Annotated in this window: 17 protein-coding genes, 5 pseudogenes and 1 riboswitch; of the genes and pseudogenes, 16 read left to right on the top strand and 6 right to left on the bottom strand. The window is 64.9% G+C overall.

Annotated elements, in window-relative coordinates; translation table 11 throughout:
- The first annotated feature begins 7 nt into the window (after nt 1-7).
- The 9 genes and pseudogenes from OKW45_RS24830 to OKW45_RS24790 form a co-directional block, all read left to right on the top strand.
- A complete protein-coding gene (locus tag OKW45_RS24830; protein WP_026225452.1) occupies nt 8-841 on the top strand; it encodes a branched-chain amino acid ABC transporter permease in 834 nt (277 codons plus the stop codon).
- Nucleotides 834-2,663 carry a branched-chain amino acid ABC transporter ATP-binding protein/permease gene (locus OKW45_RS24825; protein ID WP_239498995.1) on the top strand — a complete coding sequence of 610 codons (1,830 nt, stop codon included), beginning with the start codon at nt 834-836 and terminating at the stop codon, nt 2,661-2,663. The genes OKW45_RS24830 and OKW45_RS24825 overlap by 8 nt, the downstream gene beginning before the upstream one ends.
- Entirely contained in the window at nt 2,660-3,370 is a 711-nt protein-coding gene (locus OKW45_RS24820) for an ABC transporter ATP-binding protein (protein ID WP_018418402.1), read from the top strand. The genes OKW45_RS24825 and OKW45_RS24820 overlap by 4 nt, the downstream gene beginning before the upstream one ends.
- 20 nt (nt 3,371-3,390) lie before the next feature.
- Complete coding sequence (locus tag OKW45_RS24815) at nt 3,391-4,314, top strand: DUF1028 domain-containing protein (RefSeq protein ID WP_175165363.1); 924 nt, start codon at nt 3,391-3,393, stop codon at nt 4,312-4,314.
- Entirely contained in the window at nt 4,311-5,708 is a 1,398-nt protein-coding gene (locus OKW45_RS24810; protein ID WP_429471717.1) for an amidase, read from the top strand. The genes OKW45_RS24815 and OKW45_RS24810 overlap by 4 nt, the downstream gene beginning before the upstream one ends.
- Nucleotides 5,705-6,541 (top strand): nitrilase family protein, encoded by an 837-nt coding sequence (locus OKW45_RS24805; RefSeq protein WP_018418399.1) that lies wholly within the window; start codon nt 5,705-5,707, stop codon nt 6,539-6,541. The genes OKW45_RS24810 and OKW45_RS24805 overlap by 4 nt, the downstream gene beginning before the upstream one ends.
- Nucleotides 6,542-6,732: 191 nt before the next feature.
- A pseudogene (locus OKW45_RS24800) lies at nt 6,733-7,443 on the top strand (IS110 family RNA-guided transposase); the annotation flags it as partial.
- Nucleotides 7,444-7,907: 464 nt separating this feature from the next.
- Complete coding sequence (locus OKW45_RS24795) at nt 7,908-8,216, top strand: hypothetical protein (protein ID WP_429471715.1); 309 nt, start codon at nt 7,908-7,910, stop codon at nt 8,214-8,216.
- Between the two features lie 23 nt (nt 8,217-8,239).
- Nucleotides 8,240-8,413: pseudogene (locus OKW45_RS24790) on the top strand (ubiquinone-dependent pyruvate dehydrogenase); the annotation flags it as partial.
- A 70-nt stretch (nt 8,414-8,483) separates the two neighbouring features.
- On the opposite strand, the pseudogene crcB reads toward OKW45_RS24790, so the two are convergent.
- Nucleotides 8,484-8,866, bottom strand: a pseudogene (gene crcB / locus OKW45_RS24785) (fluoride efflux transporter CrcB).
- A gap of 72 nt (nt 8,867-8,938) precedes the next feature.
- Nucleotides 8,939-9,000: riboswitch (Fluoride riboswitch) on the bottom strand.
- Between the two features lie 77 nt (nt 9,001-9,077).
- Nucleotides 9,078-10,265: an ammonium transporter gene (locus tag OKW45_RS24780; RefSeq protein WP_018418390.1), complete on the bottom strand. Its 1,188-nt coding sequence runs from the start codon at nt 10,263-10,265 to the stop codon at nt 9,078-9,080.
- 433 nt (nt 10,266-10,698) lie between these two features.
- Here OKW45_RS24780 and OKW45_RS24775 point away from each other — a divergent pair, with 433 nt between their 5' ends.
- The gene (locus OKW45_RS24775) at nt 10,699-12,456 is read left to right on the top strand and encodes a sensor histidine kinase (RefSeq protein ID WP_429471713.1); all 1,758 of its coding nucleotides are present in this window, start codon (nt 10,699-10,701) and stop codon (nt 12,454-12,456) included.
- A 42-nt stretch (nt 12,457-12,498) separates the two neighbouring features.
- On the opposite strand, the gene OKW45_RS24770 is transcribed toward OKW45_RS24775, so the two are convergent.
- Nucleotides 12,499-12,822 (bottom strand): hypothetical protein, encoded by a 324-nt coding sequence (locus OKW45_RS24770; protein WP_429471711.1) that lies wholly within the window; start codon nt 12,820-12,822, stop codon nt 12,499-12,501.
- Between the two features lie 80 nt (nt 12,823-12,902).
- A pseudogene (locus OKW45_RS24765) lies at nt 12,903-13,103 on the bottom strand (SDR family NAD(P)-dependent oxidoreductase); the annotation flags it as partial.
- Between the two features lie 64 nt (nt 13,104-13,167).
- Between OKW45_RS24765 and OKW45_RS24760 the strand changes: the two are divergent.
- The 4 genes and pseudogenes from OKW45_RS24760 (at nt 13,168) to OKW45_RS24740 (ending at nt 17,924) form a co-directional block, all read left to right on the top strand.
- On the top strand, nt 13,168-13,632 hold the full coding sequence (locus tag OKW45_RS24760) for a BCAL1086 family glycoprotein (protein WP_026225451.1): 465 nt from the start codon (nt 13,168-13,170) through the stop codon (nt 13,630-13,632).
- Nucleotides 13,633-13,722: 90 nt separating this feature from the next.
- The gene (locus OKW45_RS24755; protein WP_018418385.1) at nt 13,723-14,172 is read left to right on the top strand and encodes an Rrf2 family transcriptional regulator; all 450 of its coding nucleotides are present in this window, start codon (nt 13,723-13,725) and stop codon (nt 14,170-14,172) included.
- Nucleotides 14,173-14,352: 180 nt separating this feature from the next.
- Nucleotides 14,353-15,000: an NAD(P)-dependent oxidoreductase gene (locus OKW45_RS24750; RefSeq protein WP_018418384.1), complete on the top strand. Its 648-nt coding sequence runs from the start codon at nt 14,353-14,355 to the stop codon at nt 14,998-15,000.
- Nucleotides 15,001-15,118: 118 nt separating this feature from the next.
- Nucleotides 15,119-17,924 (top strand): annotated as a pseudogene (locus tag OKW45_RS24740) (mechanosensitive ion channel family protein).
- A gap of 31 nt (nt 17,925-17,955) precedes the next feature.
- On the opposite strand, the gene OKW45_RS24735 reads toward OKW45_RS24740, so the two are convergent.
- Nucleotides 17,956-18,624, bottom strand: coding sequence for a cysteine dioxygenase family protein (locus OKW45_RS24735; protein WP_429471705.1), 669 nt, complete (start codon nt 18,622-18,624; stop codon nt 17,956-17,958).
- Between the two features lie 139 nt (nt 18,625-18,763).
- Here OKW45_RS24735 and OKW45_RS24730 point away from each other — a divergent pair, with 139 nt between their 5' ends.
- Entirely contained in the window at nt 18,764-19,249 is a 486-nt protein-coding gene (locus tag OKW45_RS24730) for an Lrp/AsnC family transcriptional regulator (protein ID WP_184044147.1), read from the top strand.
- Between the two features lie 286 nt (nt 19,250-19,535).
- A complete protein-coding gene (locus OKW45_RS24725) occupies nt 19,536-19,745 on the top strand; it encodes a hypothetical protein (protein WP_018418380.1) in 210 nt (69 codons plus the stop codon).
- Between the two features lie 19 nt (nt 19,746-19,764).
- Here the strand turns inward: OKW45_RS24725 and OKW45_RS24720 are convergent, their stop codons facing one another.
- Nucleotides 19,765-22,287, bottom strand: a complete 2,523-nt coding sequence (locus OKW45_RS24720) for an FUSC family protein (RefSeq protein ID WP_429471703.1) — start codon at nt 22,285-22,287, stop codon at nt 19,765-19,767.
- Between the last annotated feature and the right edge of the window lie 15 nt (nt 22,288-22,302).

Raw genomic sequence — 22,302 nt, 5'->3', positions numbered from 1 at the left:
GGTCATGCTGAACCTCGGGCTTGATGTCGTCACTACGGCGGCCATCCTGTTCATCGTTTCGGCGGGGTTGCTGATGGTCTTCGGTGTGATGAAGATCATCAACTTCTCGCATGGAGCGTTTCTGACGGCGGGCGGCTATGCGAGCGTGCTCGTCGGGCACGCCGGTCTGAACTGGTGGTGGAGTGTGCCGTGCGCGCTCGCGGTCGGCTTCGTGGCGGGGATGGCGGTCGAGCGGTTCATCGTTCGTCCCTTGTACGCGCGCCCGCTCGACGCGATTCTGGCGACCTGGGGTCTGGGCATCATCGTCGGGCAACTGATCACGCTGGCGTTCGGCCGCGGCGTGCAGATGGTCGCCAGTCCGGTGAACGGTGCGATCTCGTTCGCCGGTATTCAGTACTCGGCCTACCGGCTGATTCTGGTCGGGGTGGCCATGCTGGTTGCGCTCGCGCTCGGCTGGCTGCTCAACGGCACGCGGCTCGGCTTGCAGACGCGGGCGGTGATAATGAACGAAGCGCTCGCACGCGGGCTCGGCATCAGCAGTTCGCGAGTGCGTTTCATGACCTTCTGCACCGGCGCGGCGCTCGCGTCGGCTGCGGGCTGTCTGATTACGCCGCTTGCGAGCGTCGATCCGAACATGGGCGTTCCCTGGATCGTCGGCGCGTTCATGCTGGTGCTGGTGTCCGGTTCGTCGCTGGTCAGTCTTGCGGTGGCCAGCGTGGTGCTCGGCGGCGCGCAGGTGCTGGTTAGCACCTTCGTCAATCCCGTGCTCGGCGGTCTGACAATCGCGGTACTGGCGGCCTTGTTACTGCGCGTTCGACCGGAGGGCTTCGCACGTGGCTGACCCCGCTTCCACCTTGTCGTTTCGCACCGCGATCGCTTCGCCGTGGAAGAGACCGGCCGCGATCGGTGTTGCTGCGCTCGTCGTTCTCGCCGTGTGCAGCGTCACGCTGCCGACCTTCCTCGTCAACAACCTGATTCGCGCTTTCCTGTATGCGGCGGTCGCGTTGACCGTCGATCTGCTGTGGGGCTATACCGGCATCCTCACATTCGGACAGTCGGCATTTTTTGGCATCGGCGCTTACGCGGCTGGTCTGGTTTTTACCCATGCCGGTTTTTCGGTCCCGCTTGCCGCGGCAGCGCTCGCTGCCGGCATCGCCGCCGCCTGGATCGTGTCGCGCGCGATTGGCTGGCTGGCGTTTTATCACGGGGCATCACCGCTTTACGCTTCGGTCGTCACCCTTGTCTTGCCGATCGTGCTGGTTCAGTGCATCTATTCGGGCGGTGAGTTCACCGGATCGAGCAGCGGTCTGTCCGGCTTCGACAGTTTCGATATTCCACTCGAAGCCTGGTTCGTCATCGCGGGCGCATTGCTGATTGTCCTGGCCGTGGTGGCGTGGATGTTCGTGCGCAGCGACGCGGGCCAACTGCTGGTGGCCATCCGTGAAAACGAGGCACGTTGCGAGTATCTCGGCATCGACGTGTCGCGCTACAAGTCGCGGCTGATGGACGTATGCGCGGTCATCGCCGCGTTCGCTGGTTTTCTGTTTGCCTGCGTGCAGATGGTGGTGGCGCCGGAATACGCCGGTTTTGTGTTCGGCACCGAACTGGTCATTTGGGTCGCGCTCGGCGGCCGGGGATCGCTTATCGGGCCCATTGTCGGCGCGATGCTGATCGACGTCGGCAGCGCCTATCTCAGCGGCAATCTGCCTTATGTCTGGACGCTGCTGGTGGGCGTGGCGTTCGTCGTCGTAATTGTGGCGATGCCGCGCGGGCTTGCACCGCTCGTGTCCGGCGCGGCGCGCCAGGCATTGCCGCGCCGCCGCCGTGCGGCACCCGCGCCGGTGACGCTCGTCGCCGTGCCACCGCGCGGCGGCGACATGGTGGACGACGCGCGAGCGGCGCTTTCGATCAAGCACGTGCGAAAGCATTTCGGCAGCCTCAAGGTGCTCGACGACATCAGCTTCGACGCGCACGCCGGAGAACTGCTCAGTCTGATCGGCCCGAACGGCGCGGGCAAGAGCACGCTGATGCGCTGCATTGCGGACGGCGCGGAACGCTCGGGCGGCACAGTCGAGATCGGCGGCGCGGACATCCGCTCGCTTGCGCCATACGACTGCGTGGCGCTTGGCGTCGGCCGGAAATTCCAGACCGCGACGGTATTCGAATCGCTCAGCGTCGGCGAGGCGTTGCGCGTTGCGCGCTATCGGGTGGCGCCGCCGTCGAAATGGCAGCGCGACCCGGTTCTCACGCTGCCGCAGCCGACCCTCGACGTGCTGCGGCTCACAGGACTCGACCGGATTCTCGATCGCGAGTGCCGCTTTCTTTCGCACGGCCAGAAGCAGGCACTTGAACTGGCGATGGTGCTTGCGCTCGAACCGCGCACGGTGCTGCTGGACGAACCCACGGCGGGCCTGACGAAACAGGAGCGTACGCAGATCGGCGAGATTTTCGTCGAACTGTCCTCGCGCTATCGGATGTGTCTGCTGCTGGTCGAGCATGACCTCGATTTCGTGCAGCAGATCAGCTCACGCATCGTCGTTCTGCACCAGGGGCGCATTGCGATGGACGGCGGTGTAGAAGAAGTCGTGCACTCGGAAATCGTGGCCGCGGTATATGCGGGCGGTGCGCATCCAGCCGCCAGCCAGCCGGAGGCGGACGCATGAATGCAACATCGATTGTTCAGGTCGACGCACTGCATAGCGGCTACGGCGAGGCGATGGTGCTCAAGGGCCTGAACCTCACGCTCGCGCGCGGTGAAGTGGTGGCGATTCTCGGCAAGAACGGCATGGGTAAGTCGACCTTGCTGAAAACGCTGATGGGTTTCATCCGCCCGAAGAGCGGCGACATCGCGCTGTTCGGCGCACGGACCACGGGCGTGCCGCCGAACCGCATCGCGCGACGCGACGTCGCTTACATCCCACAGGAAAAGGCCTTGTTTCAGGACCTGTCCGTCGAAGAGAACCTGAAGCTCGCCCTCATGCGCGATCGCGATTTCAAACCGCTTTTCGAGCGTATCGAGGACCTTTTCCCGTTTCTCAAGGACCGCCTCAGACAGAAAGCCGGTACGCTGTCCGGCGGCGAGCAGAAGATGCTGTTGGTCGCGCGGGCGTTGATTCGCCAGCCAAAGCTGATCCTCGTCGACGAAATCACCGAGGGCATGCAGCCGTCGGTGATCGAACGGCTGGTCGGCGTTCTCAGCCGCGAGCGTGACAGTGCCGGCACGACGATGCTGCTGGTCGAGCAGCACGTGCAGTTCGCTTTTGCTGTCGCGAATCGCTACGCGGTGCTCGAACTCGGTGAAATTCCGGCGGCCGGTGATACGGCGGATACGTCGGCGCAAGCTACGGTTTCGCGTTTCCTGTCGCTGTAACGCTAGGGAGAAAGTTTGCCATGACGTTTTCCATCGTCGCGCGCTGTGCACGGACCGGTGCGTTGGGCGTGGCGGTCAGCACGGCGGTGCCGGCCGTCGGCGCGATGTGCGTGTATCTGCGCACCGGCGTGGGGGCGGTGTCGACGCAATCGTGGGTCAATCCGTATCTCGCGCTCGATGCGCTCGACCTGCTCGATCAGGGCCTGAGCGCCGAACAGGCGCTCGCGAGGGTACTGCATGACGATGCCGCCGCGGATCTGCGGCAGCTCGGCATTGTCGATCGCAACGGTCAAAGCGCGTGCTGGACCGGCCCGCAATGTACGGGTTGGGCGGGGCAGCGCTGCGGCACGTCCTGCACGATTCAGGGCAACATGCTGACCGGCGCCGGGACGCTCGATGCGATGCTCGCCGCGTATGAGGCGAGCGCTGAACTCGCGCTGGAGGAGCGCCTGATGCGCGCGCTCGAAGCGGGACAAGCCGCCGGCGGCGACAAGCGCGGCCGCCAATCGGCGGCGCTGAAGGTGGTGCGCAACGAGGCATATGCCCACCTCGATTTGCGGGTCGACGAACACCATGAACCGGTTGCCGAATTGCGGCGTGTGTTCGAAGTGGCACAGCGGCAGTTCGTCCCGTTCGTCGAAGGGATGCCCACCCGCAGCTATCCCGGCCGTGCGCCGCCGGCCGCCGTGACTGAGTTGCTGTTGACGCCGCCGCAATCGAGGCCGGGCGCAACCGACCCGTTGAACGCCGATATGCGGGTGCTAGGCAGGTGGCTCGGCGTCGAGTTCGACGCCGAGCGCGTGGCGCACAACCTGGCCGCCTACGTATCGATCCTCGCGGAGATCAGCAAGTTACGCGAACTCGATCTGTCAGACGTGCACCCGGTGGTCGTGTTCGATCTGGCGCGTGCTTATACCGGACCTTCCACCAAGGGTGGAGCATGAACGACGATCTCACCGCCATCGCCGCGGACATTGCATCGGGCGAGGTAACGCCCACCGATCTCATGGACGCGCTGCTCACGCGCATCGCCGCGCTCGACCCGCAAGTGCTGGCGTATGAATGTCTTAATCCGGCCGCGCGCGCCGAAGCCGGGCAATGCACGGAGGAACTGAAGCGCGGCATGCGGCGCGGGCCGCTGCATGGCGTGCCGATTGCGATCAAGGACAACTATCTGACGGCCGGTATGCCGACCACGGCAGGCAGCCGCGCGCCGGGTTATACGTTCGCAAACGAAGACGCAGCTGCGGTGGCGCGCCTGCGGGCGGCCGGCGCGATCGTGATCGGCAAGACCCGCACGCACGAGTTTGCTTGGGGCACGGAGACGCCGCCCACTCGCAATCCCTGGGATCTCTCGCGCATTCCCGGCGGATCGAGCGGCGGCTCGGGCGCGGCGCTGGCCGCGCGCATGGCCTACGGCGCGCTCGGATCGGACACGGGCGGCTCGATTCGCATTCCGGCGAGTCTGTGTGGCGTAGTGGGCTTGAAGCCGACGTTCGGTCGCGTCAGCCGGGCGGGGATCGTGCCGCATAGCTGGTCGCTCGATCATGCGGGCCCGTTGACGCTGTCGGTGCGCGACGCGGCGCTGCTGCTCAACGTGCTCGCCGGCCACGATACGCGGGACCCCGGCAGCGCCGACGTACCGGTGCCGGATTACATCGCGTCGCTGGACGGCGGCATCGCGGGCATGCGCATCGGCGTGTGCCGCAATCACTTCTTTGGCGCCAACGAGGCGCAAGTCGAGGCGCAAGTCGAGCGCGCCATTGCGACGCTCGCCGCGCTCGGCGCGCAGGTGATCGACTTCGAAGTACCCAACCTGAAATACGGCCTGGGCGCGATCTTCGCAATCGAACTCGCGTCGTCGAGCGCATATCACGATCGCGGCCTGCAACGCGGTGCGACCGCCGCGATGGCTGACGACGTCCGCACGCTCGTCGAGATCGGCCGCATGGTGTCGGCGTCGGACTACCTGAAGGCAGAGCAGTTGCGCGCGTGTCTGATCGCTGATTTCAACGCGGTATTCGAGCGCGTCGATGTCGTGGTGACGCCTGCGTCCCCAGTTACCGCATGGCAGCGCGGACAGGCAACGGTGGTGACTGGGGGCTTGGAAGAGAGCCCGCTCGCGGCGTCATGGCGTCTCACCTACCCATTCAACCTGACTGGATTGCCGGCCCTGTCCGTGCCATGCGGCTTCGATTCGGGCGGCTTGCCAATCGGTCTGCAGATCGCCGGCAAACCGTTCGACGAAGCTACGATTCTGCGCGTAGCCGCGTCCTATGAGAGCGTGTACCACTGGAACGCGATGCGCTCGCCAATTGCGAGGAGTGTGCAGCCATGATGCCAGGCAACGAGAGCAAGGTGACCGTCGCGTGCGTGCAGATGTGCCCGGAAGTGGGCGCCAAGGCGCGCAACGTGGCGCACTCGATCGAGCTGATCAAGCAGGCGTATGCGCGCGGCGCGAATCTGATCGTGCTGCCGGAGTTATGCAATTCGGGTTATGTATTCGAGTCGCGTGAAGAAGCGTTCGCGCTGTCCGAAGCCTTGGTGGATGGCGAGACGATTGGGCAGTGGAGTGCGCTCGCAGCGCGTCTGCGCGTCACGCTGGTGGTCGGGTACGCCGAACGCAACGGCGATGCGCTTTACAACTCGGCGGCCGTGATCGGTCCGGGAGGTGTGCTGGGCGGTTATCGAAAGATGCATTTGTGGGGTGACGAGCAGCTCTTTTTCGAACCGGGCAACGTCGGCATGCCGGTGTTTCATACGCCATTTGGCCGGGTGGCTTGCGCGATCTGCTACGACATCTGGTTTCCTGAAGTTTTCCGGATGGCGGCTGCCCGGGGTGCCGACATCCTGTGCGTGCCGACCAACTGGGTGCCTATGCCTGCGCAGCCGGCCGAACTGCCCGCGATGGCGAATCTGCTGGCGATGGGCGGCGCGCATTCGAACGGACTGTTCGTGGCGGCGGCGGACCGGGTCGGCGTCGAACGCAACCAGCCGTTTCTTGGACGCAGCCTGATTGTCGACTCGCAAGGATGGCCGGTGGCCGGTCCGGCCAGTGCAACCGACGAAGAGATTCTGCTGGCGACGGTGAATCTGACTGACGCGCGCCGGCACCGGCAATTGAACGCGTTCAATCACGTATTGCGGGACCGGCGCCCGGATATGTATTGAGCCTTTACTCGGCTTTCAACTTGTTGCTAGTGTTTGTCGAGGCCAGATTGAAATGTCGCAGGGCTGGCTAAATACAGATGTCGTAGTCTTGATGTCGGGTTTGAGTCTGTCTTTAACGGTTTGAATCCACGTAGTGTCGAAGGACAGCCTTGAACGGGCAGGGCGTGTCAGTCCGTTCAGCGAGTGCGTGCAGAGCGGCATTTCTCGAATACTTTGCCAATCGCAAACCCTGCCTTGTCGGCATGGAGTCGTGCAGCGGATCACAGCATTGGGTCCGACGGTTGATCGAAATGGGGCATCGGGTAAAGCTGATGCCGGCGAAGTTCGTCAAGGCGTTCAACATCCGCAATAAGAATGATGCGGCCGACGCGCGGGCAATCTGGATGGCCACCCAGATGGATTGCAAGGAAGTTGCCGTAAAAAGCGAAGCGCAGCAGGCCATCCTTGCACTGCATCGTATGCGTCAACAACTGGTGAAGTTTCGCACGATGCAAACCAATAGTCTTCGCGGATTGCTCAGCGAATACGGCGAGGTAATGGGAGTAGGGAGGGCGGCGCTGGACAAGGCAACGGTCGGAGTTCTGGAAAGATTGTCAGGACGCTTGCCTGCCATACTGATCGATACGCTGCGAGAGCAATGGAAAGGGCTGGATGAGGTGGACCGCCAGATCCGCCAGATCGAGCGACGGATGCAGGAGTGGATGAAAAATGATCAGGCGGCCAAGGCAATCGCGGCGATCCCCGGCGTGGGACTGATTACCGCAACAGCTGCCGTGGCAACGATGGGACATGCCAAAGCCTTCAAGTCTGGGCGTGAGTTTGCGGCCTGGCTAGGACTTGTGCCGGGACAGACGGGTTCCGGCGGTACCATCAAGTTACAGGGAATTAGTAAGCGAGGTGAGCGGCTCGCGGCGGCGGGTTATTCGTGGAGAGGTGCATCTGTTCATATCGACAGGCTTTCCCAGGACCTGGTCGACTTCTATGGAGCGAGTTACCTCAGAGAGCAACTTTGATTCTTCCTCGAGGCCTTCAATATTTTTCTGAGCAGACCTCAGCATACCTAGGCATGAGCGGAGAGGAAATTGCTCGTCGACATACTCCGTATAACTACGGGATATTCGAGGCGAACGTCGAAAGCGTTACCGGCATGATCGCGGGTTGCCGGTGGATCATATTCGCTGCTCTAGGGGCACTTTTCATCGGCGCGACTTTTCTGTTTACGGCGGGAATGCGTTCGTGGGAAGTACTTCTTCACAACGGCGCGCTCTTGCCCGCGCAAGTCGCGGTGATTTTTGTTTGCGCGAGCGCACTGCAAAACGCGTCGCCGCGCGTGGCCGCCTAGACGAGACGGCTCGGCAACGCTTCGTTGTCGATCTTCGCGCTGCAATACCCGCTATTTATCGGCTTTCTTAAAGTGCAGAAGCTGCTTGGCATTCCGTATTCGCTGTTGTCATGCGTGCATCGACCGCATGTTTGCCGGGAGGCGGCAAGCCAGGTGCCCGTGCATTTTTCCGCCTATCCGGTCTATCTGATCCTGGTGCTGGTGGCGTCGGTGCTGTTTCAGGAGCGGGTCGTGTTGCCGCTCAGGACCAGGCTGCGCCGCGTGCTGAAGGGTCGCTGGGACGCAGCGCGGTCCGCGCCGCTGCCTGCGACGCCGATGCCGAGGACACGGTGAGACGCGCTGCCGGCCAGCTGCATGCGTTTGCGCATCCCGGTCCCGCACTCGTCGATGTGGTCACATCGAAGCATGAGCTTGCGATGCCTCCGAAGGTCGAACTAGCCCATGCAAAGGGATTCGGCCTTTATATGCTGCGTGCGATATTGAACGGATGCGGCGACGAGATCGTCGAGCTGGCTCGCACCGAGCTCAGATGCAAACGGTCGCGAGCCCGATTGCCGACGGCTCGAGCCCGCGCCCATCATCCTCGTCTACGTGTGCGCCTCAGCGCGCCAGCAACGAAACCGTCGCGATGCCGAGAATCGTCATGATCAGCGAAGTGCTCACGTGAATCGCCACTTCTCCCGCCGCCCAGCCGAACCGGCCGTCCTGCAGACGCTGCACGACCTCCACGGAGAACGTCGAGAACGTCGACAGCCCGCCCATCAGACCGGTGATGACGAATAGCCGCCATTCCGGTGTGAGATGGGGCACACGCGCGAAGCCCGCGACCGCCACGCCGATGATGTAGCCGGCGATCACGTTGGCGGCGAGCGTGCCGAGCGGCAGGTCGCTAAAGACCGGGTTAAGTCGAAAGCCGAGGAACCAGCGAAACAGCGAGCCGAGTGCGCCGCGCCAATCGCGACAGCGAGAAGAGACCAATACATGGAAGAGGATCGAAACCGGAATGTCGACAGACCGGTTGATGCGGGCGAGTTGATGCCGCGTCCGCATAACCGGGCGTAGCAGGCATCATCAGCCCCAAGGGCGGTTAATGGAGAATGCCATCTCCAGCCGCGAAGTCTAGCATCGGCGCGCGCATTTGGGGACAGGCGCGTGATTCGCGCCTCTCCCGTTTCCTGCGAGCGCCGCCTTCGCTCACTCCGGCGTTGCCGAAATCTTGTGAATCGACAGATCGGCGCCGTTGTATTCCTCTTCCTGGTCGAGGCGCAGACCGACCGTCTTGCGGATCACGCCGTACACGACCGTGCCGCCGAGCCCCGACACGACGATTCCGCCGAGCGTGCCGATGACCTGCGAGGCGAACGACACGCCGCCCAGCCCGCCGAGCGAATGGATGCCGAAGATCCCGGCCGCGATGCCGCCCCATGCGCCGCACAGACCGTGCAGCGGCCACACGCCGAGCACGTCGTCGATGCGCCAGCGGTTCTGCACGCAAGTGAACATATAGACGAACAGCCCGCCGGCGATACCGCCCGTGACCAGCGCGCCGAGCGGATGCATGATGTCCGAGCCCGCGCACACCGCGACGAGCCCGGCGAGCGGGCCGTTGTACGTGAAGCCCGGGTCGTTGCGGCCCGCAAACCACGCGCTCAGCGTGCCGCCGACCATCGCCATCAGCGAATTGACCGCGACGAGGCCGCTGATCTTGTCGAGCGTCTGCGAGCTCATCACGTTGAAGCCGAACCAGCCGACTGTCAGCACCCATGCGCCGAGCGCGAGAAACGGAATGTTCGACGGCGGATGCGCGGCGATACCGCCGTCGCGGTGATAGCGACCGTGGCGCGCGCCGAGCAGCAGCACGGCCGGCAGCGCGACCCAGCCGCCGAACGCGTGAACCACCACCGAGCCCGCGAAGTCATGGAACGGCGCGCCGAAAGTCTGCGTGAGCCAGTCCTGTATGCCGAAGCGGTCATTCCACGCGATGCCTTCGAAGAACGGATAGATGAACCCGACCAGCACGAACGTCGCGAACAGCTGCGGATTGAACTTGGAGCGTTCGGCGATGCCACCTGACACGATCGCAGGAATCGCGGCGGCAAACGTCAGCAGGAAGAAAAAGCGCACGAGCGCATAGCCGTTGTGCTGGGCGAGCGTCGCCGCGCTGTCGAAAAACTGCACGCCGTACGCGATCGTGTAGCCGATGAAGAAGTACGCGATCGTCGAGACCGCGAAGTCCACCAGAATCTTGACCAGCGCATTCACCTGATTCTTCTTGCGCACGGTGCCAAGTTCGAGGAAGGCGAATCCCGCGTGCATTGCCAGTACCATCGCGGCGCCGATCAAAAGAAACTCGGTATCGGCGCCGTATTTCAGACTTTCCATTGATATGTCCCGCTTATGCCAAAAAAGTGCGCTATGTGAGCAAGAAGCGGGCCAAAGTTGTGCTCATCGCGTCGACACGGTGCGAGCTGGCACCGGGATGGGCATCTGATGGATTTTGAGCCATGGGCCGATTGAGCGCGCCATGCACCTGCATAGAGAATAAAAGCACAATGAAAGTGCATAAATCGACGCCATTGCGCAGGTTGACCCAGAGGAGGGCGGAATATTCGATTTAAATTACATTTTCATTCGGAATCCCGACGGAGCGGGATGCCGGCCGGGCGCATCGATGCCCATTTCTGGCGCACCGTGCGCGAACAGCAGAGGCTGCCGTCGACGCATACCTGCCCCTGTTTCTTTTCCCGCGCAAACCCCGACATAATGTGCCGACTACGTGCACGATCCGACGGCCAACCCCCTCCCATGGGCACGCATGAGACTGACCACTAAAGGCCTGCTTCTGATCGCGATCCCGGCCGTTTTCGAACTCGCGCTGCTCACCGGTGTCGTGAAGGCGCAGGCCGATGCGGCGATGACGGAGCGCTCGGCGATGCATAGCGAGGAGGTGTTGCGCCAGACCACGGAGATTCTCGATCCGGTGCTGTCCGAATCGGTCGCGCTGCGGGGCGCGGTGCTCGCCAACGACGCGCATTTCACCGCCCCGATCGCCGTATGGATGGATGTCGACCGGCGCATCGACGAGCTCGCCGAACTCGTCGCGGACAATCCGGCGCAGGTCGCGCGCGTGGTCGAGGTGCGCCAGGCGGTGCAGGCGTACCGCCAGTGGTCCGACCGGATCCAGGACATGCTGCACGCTGGGCGGACCGGCGAGATTCTCGCGCGCTTCCACGATCTCGCCCAGGCCGACGTGCTCGATCATTTCCGTTTGGAGGTGACCGCGTTCCAGGCCGAGGAGCGCCGTCTCGATAGCTCGCGCTCGAATGCCGTCGCCGCCGTGCGCGAACGGGAACAGACGCTGATCGTCGCGGCCGCGTTGGGCTCGCTGCTGTTCGTCGCGCTCGCCGTCTGGATGTTCACGCGCGGTGTGCGCGGCCGGCTCGCGCTGCTGTCCGACAACGCAGGCCGGCTCGCCGGCAACGAGCCGCTCGCGCCGCTCGGCGCTGGTAGCGATGAAATCGCGCGGCTCGATCTGACCTTGCACGAGACGAGCCGCCGACTGCTCGAAGCCGAGCGCATCGAAGCTCGTTTTCGCGCGGACCTCGAGCGGCGCGCCGCCGAGCTCGCGCGCAGCAACGAGACGCTGCGCCAGCAGACCCAGGAAAACGAAACGTTCATCCACAGCGTGTCGCACGACCTGCGCGCGCCGCTCGTGAACCTGCAGGGATTTTCCCGGGAGCTGATTCGCGCAAGCGACGAGTTGCGCGACGCGGTGCGCGGTTCGTCGCTCGCGATCGGCACGCGCGAACGGATCGAGCGCCTCGTCGGCGAGGACATCGGCGAGGCGCTGCATTATCTGCAGACCGCGGTGCTGCGCGCGTCGCACATCATCGACGCGCTGCTGCGGCTGTCGCGCGTCGGGCGTGTCGAGTACCGGCGCCAGAATGTCGATGTGCGCGACATCGTGCAACGTGTCGTCGATGCGATGCAGGGCTCGATCCGTGCGCAGCGCGCGCGCGTGACGGTCGGCGAACTGCCAGCGGTATGGGGCGATCCGACCGCGCTCGAACAGATCTTTGCAAACCTGATTGGCAACGCGGTCAACTATCTGGACCCGGCGCGCGAGGGCCGCGTCGAAATCGGCACGACACCTGCGCCGCCGGGCGTGCATTCGCTGCGGATCTTCTACGTTCGCGACAACGGCCTCGGTATCCCGGCGATCGCACTGCCGCGCCTGTTCGCCGCGTTCCAGCGCCTGCACGGCAATGCCACGGCAGGCGAGGGCATCGGCCTCGCGTTCGTGCGGCGGATGGTCGAGCGACATGGCGGCCGCGTGTGGGCGGAATCGAAGGAGGGGGTGGGCACGACGTTCTATCTGTCGCTGCCAGAGGCGGGTGCCGCAGGCGCGAAACCGGCCGCCGCTGGCGCGGCTGTGCTCGCCGCGGCGGAGCCGGCTCCGGCGGCGCGCGGTGCGCGTGAGAGCGTGCCGGGCGCTGCGGGGCCAGGCTTGGGCGCAGGCAGCGGGTCGTCCGCGCGTTCGATCGACGCGGTGCGAGGAATCAGCGCGCGGTAGGGGGCGCTCGATCGTGCGGTGCGGATGGCGCTCGCCCGTGCATTAACCGGCGAAAATCCGCCGCGGCTTCAGCAGTCTTCTGCCGCGCACCGACCAGTGGCAACCGCATGCCAGCAGCACCGCGATGACGGCGAACGTTTCGGCCCGTGTTGGCCGAATGCCGGCAAGACCCTCGACGGCAAACAGGCCGTGCGTGACACCGAGCAGCGCCGCCCACAGTGCACACGCGGCCTGCAGCAGCAAACGGGTCCCTTTCATATGCCGAGCGCGGGTGTCGTGCGACCAGGTGGGCAGCCGGCGCGCGCAGAAAAAAACGATCGCCATCAGCACGATGACGAGGGTGACGATCCAGTCGATCAGTTTCATCGAAACAGCACTCCCCAAAAGCAGCCGCGACTATAGGGAGGTGTTTCGCCTGCAACTGTCGGAAGTTTCTGAATTGTGGGACCAAGGAGACCGAACCCGGCGTTGTTGACCAACACGTCGACGCGGCCGAATTTTTCAATCGCGGCCTGCACCGCCACCTTTGTCTGGGCCTCGTTGGTCACGTCCAGCTCCACCGACAGCAACGCAGCCGACTCCAGTTCCATCAGGTTCGACAGAACCGCGACGAACTCGCCGGGGCGATCCGAAGCGGCCGCGCGGCGCAACGGCGGTATCATGGGCACGTCTTCGCATGTGCGAGCCGCCCGACGCGGCTCCTTCCAGATCATGATTTCATCTCTTTCCTCATCGTTATTGCGCCGCGCGGCGGTCGTGGTCCTCGTGTTCGGCGCGCTGGCCGCGTGCCAGAAGAACGACGCGTCGGCCGGCCAGGTCGCGGGCAAGCTGAACGACGCCGCGCAGCTTGCCGGTCAGAAGCTCGATCAGGCCGCGAGCTACGTCGGTCAACAGGTCAACGCGACCAAGGATGCCGCGCAACAGAACCTCGACTCGGCCTCCGCGCCGTCGCTCAAGATCGACCCGGCCGCGCTCGCGTCGAGCGCGCAGGCCAACGTGCAGAACGCGGCGAGCGCGGCCAACGCGCAGCTCGGCAAGGCCGCGTCGATCACGGGCCAGGGCCTCGAAACGGCGGGGCGCAAGCTGCAGGCGTGGTCGGCGCAGAATGCGGGCGCGTCGGCTTCGTCGACTGCATCGACCGATTCCGCCGACGCGCAGAAGCAGATGGATAAATGACCCGCGCCGTTCGATCCGGTTCCCCCGGTTGACTTTAGCGTTATATGTAATTACGATGGTTACACATTGTCGTTTCGGGACGGATCTGCCGTGAACACGAGTAGCCGGTTTGCCTTTGCCGTGCATGTGCTCGCGCTGTTGTCGTTACAGGGCGGCGTGCCGTTGTCGTCGGAGATGATCGCGGGAAGCGTGAATACCAATCCCGCGCTCATTCGCCGGCTTCTGATCATGCTCTCCGACGCCGGCCTCACCACCTCGCAGATGGGCGCCGGTGGCGGCGCGTTGCTTGCGCGGCGGCCGGAACGGATCACGTTGCTCGACGTCTATCGCGCGGTGGAAGACGCGCAGTTGTTCGCGTTGCATCGCGAGGAGCCGAATCCAGCGTGCATGGTGGGACGCAATATCCAGAGCGTGTTGAGCGGGATCATCGACGAAGCGCAGCAGGCAATGGAAGCGACGCTGGCCGCGCGCACGCTCGCCGACGCGACCGCCGACGTGGTCCGCTCGGAGAAGCAGCGCGAGCGCAAGCGCCGTGCTTGAGCGTGCCTTCGCGCGCAAGACGCGTCGGCGGTGAACGATAGAAGCGCAGTGTCGTAGGGCGCGGGTCGAATTATTCCGGCATGCATGCCAAACCAGGGAACGGGGTGAGCGCCCCGCTTTTTTTCACGTTATATGTAACTATAAAAGTTACATATAAGACAACCTGAGGAGTACGCTGATATGAGCAAGCAACTGAAGATCGCCCTGTTTGGCGCGACTGGCATGATCGGTTCGCGGATTGCCGCGGAAGCCGCGCGTCGCGGGCATCAGGTGACGGCGCTGGTGCGCGATCCGGCGCGGGTGCCGACCGGCGTCGCGAATCTGCATGCGGCGCAAGCCGATCTGCTCGACGCCGCGAGCGTCGGCGCGGCGGTGCGCGGTCAGGACGTGGTCGCAAGCGCGTATGCGCCGCCGCAGGGCGATCTCGCCACGCTGACGCAAGCGACACGCGCGCTGGTCGAGGGTGCGCGCGCGGCGGGGCTGAAGCGCGTCGTCGTGGTAGGCGGCGCGGGCTCGCTCGAAGTCGCACCGGGCAAACAACTGGTCGATACCGACGGCTTTCCGGATGCGTACAAGGACATTGCACTTGCGCACCGCGACGCCTTCGAGTACTACCGCGGCGTGACCGATCTCGACTGGACGTTCTTCGCGCCCGCCGCGCTGATCGCGCCGGGCGAGCGCACCGGCAAGTTCCGCACGGGCGCAAACACGCTGATTGCGGACGCGGACGGCAACAGCCGCATTTCGGCCGAAGACTACGCGATCGCGTTCGTCGACGAAGTGGAGCAGGGTCGCTTCATCCGCCAGATCGCGACGGTCGCGTACTGACGACCGGCGGTTCGAATTCGCCGGCCGCGCAAGCGTACTAACATTCGGTTACGCATGTTCGGCCGCGCCGGGCGAAACTGCGGCTACACTGGCGTCTGCCGTTTTCTCACGGATTGCCATGCAGCCATGCCCCTCGCGGCGTGAGTCCGAGGCTGCGCCGTCTGGCGGCGGGCAGCAGCCGGCGATTCTCAGCGCCCCCCATCTCTCCTCCGCTCACACCGCTCGCGGCACTGCCAGCGGCGACGCCCGCCCGCGCGCGAGCACAGATGCCGGCGGTTGGTTTGCCGCGCTGCTGTGCGCCGCGCTGATTCTGTGCCTCGGCGCGCTGCCTCGCCATGGCGCAAGCCGCGGGCCCCGCGGTCGGCGGCGGCACGCCGGTGATCCCGGCATTGCAGAGCCTGATCAACAGCGCGACGGTGAACGCGATGCCTGCGTCCGCGGCATCGGGGGCGTCGGTGCCCGAGGCGGCGTCGGCGCCGTCGCCCGCGAGCCAGGCGGAACTGGCCCGCTCGCTCGACAGCGTGATCGCCACGCTCGACAACGACCGCCAGCGCAGCGCGCTCGTTGCCCAGCTGAAAAAGCTGCGCGACGTATCGCAAAGCGCCGCGCAAACCGTCGGGCCACCTGCGCCCGCGTCCGCGCAACCTAGCCCGGGCCTGCTCGGCGCGATCGCCTCGGGCATCGCGTCGTTCGAATCCGACGTGCATCAGGGCCGCACGCCGGTGCGCTACTGGAGCGGGCGCGTAACCGCGGCCGGCAACGAGCTGTACACGATCGTCTCGGGCCAGGGACGCGAGGGTGTCGGCACGATCCTGTTGGCGATGCTGGGGATGCTGGCCGGCTGGGGCGCCTGTGCCGGCGCGCTGATCTACCTGCAGCAACGGCTGCACCGGCGCTTCGGTGTGGAGCTGGTGCTGCGGCCCAATCCCACCACACGCGAGCTGCTGATCTTCGCGTTGCGCCGCGTCGGTCCGTGGATCATCGCGTTCATCGCGGCGCTGCTGTTCATGCGCGCGATGCCCGATGCGCTCGGCCGCACGCTCGGCATGGTGGTCGCGTATGCGATCGTCGCGGGTGCGGTGTTTTCCGCGATCTGTCTGATCATGTTTTCGCTGTTCGGCTCGGGCCACCGGCGCGTCGCGGTGCGCCTGCTGATCGATCACGCGCGCCGCGTGCTGTTCGTGATCGGCGTGTGCGGCGCGCTCGGCGACGCAGCCGTCAATTACGACGTCGAGCATCAGCTCGGCACCAACCTCGCCGCGCTGATTTCGACCGCGGCCAACATGACGGCCGCCGTGCTGACCGGCTATTTCGCGCTCGCGTTTCGCCGGCCGGTCGCGCATCTGATCCGCAACCGGCCGTACGAACAGCGCAACGACCACAAGGCCGCGACCGATGCGTTCGAGGTGCTGGCCGCGCTGTGGCACGTGCCGGTGCTGCTGCTCTCGGCCGCGTCGGTGGTCGCGACGCTCGGCGGCTCCGGCTCCAGCGAAAACGTACTGCAGATCTCGATCGTCACTGCGCTGCTGCTGGTGCTGGCGTTCTTCCTGTCGGCGATCGTGCTGCGCATGACGCGGCCGCGCAGCGCCCGCGCGCGGCGCCGCTCGCCGTATCTGACGCGGCTGCTGCGCTTTTGCGGCACGTTGCTGACATTGTTCATCTGGCTGTTTTTCTTCGAATTCGCGGCGCGTCTGTGGGGGGTGTCGCTGGCCGCGGTGATCGAGAGGAACGTGGCGGCGCGCGGCGTCGCGCATGCGATGACGGCGATCGTCGCCACCGTGTTCATCGCGTGGCTGCTGTGGATTCTGGTCGACACCGCGATCACCGAGACGCTCAATCCGGGCAGCCCGCGCAACAAGGCGCGCAGCCCGAGCATGCGCGCCCGCACGATGTTGCCGCTGGTGCGCAACGTGTTGCTCGTCACGATCATGACGATCGGTGGGATCGTCACCGCCGCGAACCTCGGCATCAACGTGACGCCGCTACTCGCGGGCGCGGGCGTGATCGGTCTGGCGATCGGTTTCGGCGCGCAGTCGCTGGTGACCGACCTGATCACCGGGCTCTTCATCATCATCGAGGACACGATCTCGGTCGGCGACTGGATCGACGTCGATGGCGGGCATGCGGGCACGGTCGAGCATCTGTCGATCCGCACCGTGCGGCTGCGCGACGGGCAGGGCGCGATCCACGCGATTCCGTTCTCGCAGATCAAGATCGTGAAGAACCTGTCGCGCGATTTCGCGTACGCGGTGTTCGAGGTGCGCATGTCGTTCTCGACCGATGTCGACGAGATCACGCAGCTGATTCGCGAAGTCGGCGCGGAGCTGATGGCCGACTTCCGCTACCGGCGCGAGATGCTCGGGCCGATCGAGGTGTGGGGCCTCGACCGCTTCGATCCGAACTGGATGGTCGTCAAAGGGCAGATCAAGACGCGGCCGCTGCAGCAATGGAGCGTCGCGCGCGCGTTCAATTTGCGGCTCAAGCGCAAGATGGACGAGGCGGGCATCGAGATTCCGGTCGCGCAGATGCGGGTGTACACGTCGTCGAAGGATAGCGAGGGCGAGCCGCTGCGCGATGATGAGATGACCGGGTTCGTCGCGCCTGTGAATGCCGGTGCCGATGACAGTTGGCATGCGCATGGCGAGGCGCAGCAGCGGGCGCGGGACGGCGAGCGCGGCAAAACCCATCAAAGGGCGCATGAACCCACTCGCGAAAGAGACCGCGAGGCGGCCCACGAGTATCCGCGCGAAGCGGAGTATGAAGTGGGCGTCGTTGGCCCGTCGGCGCGCGCGTCGACACAGGTGCCGCTTGCGCCCGCGCGTGACGTGTCGCACGAACCGCGTCCGGCGCCGCCGACGACCGGACAGACCGCGCCGATTCCGCCGCAGATTCCGACGGCGGGTGATGTGGGCGGGAAGAATTGAGGCGGGGGTGTGTTTGGGGGCCGTGCAACCGTCAAACCAGTTCCGCCGTGTCGGCGATGCGGACGATGTCGTTCACGTGCGTGCCGATCCGCGCGCCTTCGACGCCATAGATATGCAGTGACACCGCCGGCGCATCACTGCTGTTGCCAAGCCGATGAATCGCAGCACGGCCGCCGCGCACGAACGACACCGCGCCGCGTTTGCGCGTCTGAGCGCGCAGCGCGCTCGCGCATTGATGCGCGTCGTCCCATTCGAAGACCGTTTCGCTCAGCTTGCCCTCGACCACCGCGTAACCGCACCAGGTGTGATGCGCGTGCACGGGGCTCGCCTGGCCGGGCTGCCAGACCAGCGCGGCAATCGCATAGCGGCCTTGCGGATCGGCGATGAGCAGATGGCGCCGATAGGTGTGGGCGGAACCTTCGCGTTGCATCGGTGCGAGCAGCGCCGGGTCGGCGGCCGCCTCGGCGAGCGCGAGCCGCATGGTGCGCGCGAAGAACGTCGAATGCGACGGTTCCGGAAATTTCGCGCAGGCTTCGAACATCGCGTCGAGCGTGTCGCACAGGCGCTCGAGCGGTGTGCGCCCGATCTCGCCCAGCGTTTGTGTCGCTAACGCGGCCGCGTCGAGTCGGGCCGGGTCCGGCAGCGACTTCAGGTAGTCGGGAAGGTGCTCGAAAGCGGTGGCGCGAAGGTCGTCGCTCATGGTTTTATTGCAGCGCGGACGCTGCTGTTCGGCAATTTTCGGTATCGATATTTATACCGGTTTGCCCGGAGAAAGAGTTTCCATATAATTCCCTCGACCGTCAGAAAAGTAGAATAATTTCCTATTAGAGGTGGGTGGTATGAGTATGGATATCATCGATCGGAAGCTGCTCGAATTGCTGCAGGCAGACGCGACAATGCCGATCGCCGAACTCGCGCAGCGCGTGAACCTGTCACAGACGCCTTGCTGGAAGCGGCTGCAGCGCCTGAAGGAGGCGGGCGTGATTCGCGCGCAGGTGGCGCTGTGCGACGCGCGCAAGCTCGGGGTCGGGACCACCGTGTTCGTGGCGGTGCGGACGAATCAGCACACGGAGACATGGGCCGCCGCATTTACGCAAGCGGTGCGCGATATTCCAGAAGTGGTCGAGGTCTACCGGATGAGCGGCGAGACCGACTATCTGCTGCGCGTGGTGGTCTCCGATATCGACGACTACGACCGGATCTACAAGCAGTTGATCACGGCTGTGCCGCTGTACGACGTGAGTTCCAGCTTTGCGATGGAGCAGATCAAGTATTCGACGGCGTTGCCGGTGCGGCCAGTTGTGACTGTCACAAATAACGGCTAACGCGCGGCATGTGACGGGGCGGTGACGAACGAACGGAACACGGTTCGCTACGATGGCGGCGTGGTCGATGCATTTAAGGCGACGGGAGAGCACAGACCAAAATCACCAGCAGCAACCCGAGGCAGACCGGGTGCCGCCAGGAGCGCCGCTTGCTGCCTCGACAGTAAACGCGCCACAACGCATCCATACCGCTCCCCTCGGCTGCAAGCCGCGTGCAAGCCCACTGGGCGTAGAATGCCGCCTTCTCCGACCCATCCGCGACTGCTTCGCGAACCGAGCCCGCTTCATGACCCGACCGCCGCGCAAGAAGAATCCGACCTTTGGCATCTCCGTCTTTATCGTGGCGGCGATCCTGCTGGTGATCGCCACGCTGTTCTATAACGCGATCCGCGAAAAGCACGAGTTCGACAGCCAGCCCACGCAGGTGCCGCCGGTGGCTTCGGAGGCTGCCGCGGCGGCCGCCGCGATGAAACCGGCGAGCGGCGCCGCGCAATAACGCCCGCGCGCTTCCTGCTTCACTCCTCCGGCAGCCGGATCATGCTCGCGTCCTTGCGGATCTGCGCGGACGCGGCGAGCATCTGCTTGCATTGATGCGCGAGCAGCTTCGCATCATGCACGGCATCGGCCGTATAGCCCGGCGATTTCTCCGTTTCGACGACCATCGCATCGAGCTCGCGAGTCATCAGTTTGATCTGCTCGCCCTGCTCGGCGGGCAACGCGGTGCCGGCTTCGGCGGCGCTCAGGTTGTCGCGCACGAGGCTCAAAGCGCGCTGCAGCGGCTGTAGCGAGATATCCTCGACCCGTTGCTGCTGTTGCGCGGAAGTGCGCAACAGCGGCGCGGCGGCCGTGATCTGCGACGCGAGCACATGGCTGCGCACCAGCAGACCGTTCAACTCCGGCACGAACTTCTGCGCGGACTTCGGTTCGAGCATCATCCGCTGGAACGCCTGACCGAGATTCGCGAACGCAACGTGAACGTTCTTGCGCGCGAGCCGATAGCGGTAATCGCGGTCGAGCGCGGTCGCCGCGGCGGCAGCGGCGGCCGATGCACCGCTTGCCGGGCGCGCGGTCGCGTTGCGGATCGTGGTGGTGTCATGACCGGCCTCGCCCGCGTTCGCCTCGGCATCGGCGTCGGCGACCGGCCGTGCCACGCTGGCGCGCCCAGTGCCGCGCGCACGGACGCCACTCGCCACTTCGGCTCGGGCTCCGGCTCCGACGACGGCGAGCGCCGGGCCGCCAAAGCCAGTCGCCGGATCCGCCATCGCCGCCGCCGGCGCGCGCGCGCCCGCTTCGGTCACGACCGCGACCACCGCCGCGGCCGGTTTGCCGCTCCACCACCAGCTCGCTTCGAGATACTGCCGCGTCGCGCTGATCATGTTGTTGACGAGCTTGCCCATCAAGCGGTACTCCCAGTACGGGAACAGGTGGCTCGCCGCGATCGCGATCGCGCAGCCGACTACGGTGTCGATCGCGCGCTCGCCGATGATGCGCATGCTGCCCGGCGCGAGCAGATGGAACAGCAGCAGCACATACGATGACGTGAACACGACGCTCGCCGCGTAGTTGAACAGCAGCAGGCTGTAGCTCATCACCATCGACGCGAACATCACGACCATCAGGATGTGCGGCTCCTTCACGAAGATGATCAGCGCGATGCTCGCCGCGCAGCCGATCAGCGTGCCGATGATCCGCTGCCCGTTGCGCTGCTTGGTCAGCGAGTAGCCGGGCTTCAGAATGATCACGGTGGTCATCACGATCCAGTACGCGTTCGTGAGCGGCAGCAGGCGGCCGAGCCAGAAGCCCACGGCGACCGCGATCGTCACGCGCAACGCGTGGCGAAAGCTCGGCGAGGCCATCGTCAGATTCGACAGGATCTGCCCGAATGGCACGCGCCGGCTCGACACGAAGCGGCCCAGCGCCTGGTCGATGCGCAGTTCGGTTTCGGTCGGGCTCGGCTCGGTGGCGAGGCTTCGGCGCATCTTGTCGATCAGCCGCGTGGCGCTCCAGATGCGGCGGAAATTCGACGACACGGCCGAATACGCCTCCGGGTTCTGCGTCGGCAGCTCCTGCTTGCGCATCAGTTCGATTTCATACTCGATCGCGCGCAATTCCGCCTTCACGTTCACGCGCTTTCGCGGCGCCTGATTCTGCAGCACCGCGAGGCCGATCTCCTCGAGATCTTCGGCCGCCTTGCGGATCAGATCGCGATAGAACATCAGCAGATCGGAGCCGCCGAACGTGCTGCGCACGAGCGTGTAATCGGTTTGCGCGCCGACGAACAGCTCGTGCAGATCGACGGTATTGATGAACAGGTTGTACAGCATGGCGCGGCGTGGTTCGAGCTTGCCGCGCTTCAACTTGGGCAGATTGCGCAGCACGATGTCGCGCGCGGCGTCCTGGCGATCGACCGCGGAGATCTGCTTGTCGACGAGGTTGCGATAGCACTCGTCGAGATCGTTGTCGAGATCATAAAAGGCGGCGCGCGCGAGCAGATAGTCCGCGCACGCGAACACGCTTTCGGCGAGCGCCTGCTGCTCGATCCGATGCATCATCCAGCGGCTCACGAAGGTCGACCAGTATGTGTACCAGAGGCCGCCGAGCAGGATCCACGACGCGTTGACGAGCGCCTGCAAGGGCGTGAAGTGCTCTTCCAGCGTCATGATCATCATGAACAGCGTCGCGAAGCTGATCTGCGGCCAGCGATTGCCGTAGACGACGATTAGCGACAGCACGAACGTGAGCGGCACGACCGTGCACCACAGCGCGATTGGATTGACGGTGGCGAGGCCGGTGGCGAGCGCGGACAGAAAGCCGATCACCGAGCAGGCCAGCATCTCGTTGTGCTTGTACTTGAGCGGGCCCGGCATGTCGACGACGCAGGCGCCGAGCGCGCCGGTCGCGATCGTGAAGCCGAGCTCGCGATCGTGGAACACGATCAGGCACAGGATGGCCGGTAACGACACGCCGACCGCGATGCGCAGGCCGCCATAAAAATACTGGCTATAAAGGAATTTTCTTATTTCGACCGAATAGCGCATCGACTACCTGAATCC

Source organism: Paraburkholderia lebeckiae (genome assembly GCF_050436225.1).
Taxonomy (GTDB): domain Bacteria; phylum Pseudomonadota; class Gammaproteobacteria; order Burkholderiales; family Burkholderiaceae; genus Paraburkholderia; species Paraburkholderia tuberum.
The sequence above is the reverse complement of the archived record's forward strand: the minus strand, read 5'-3'. Positions and strand labels throughout refer to the sequence as shown.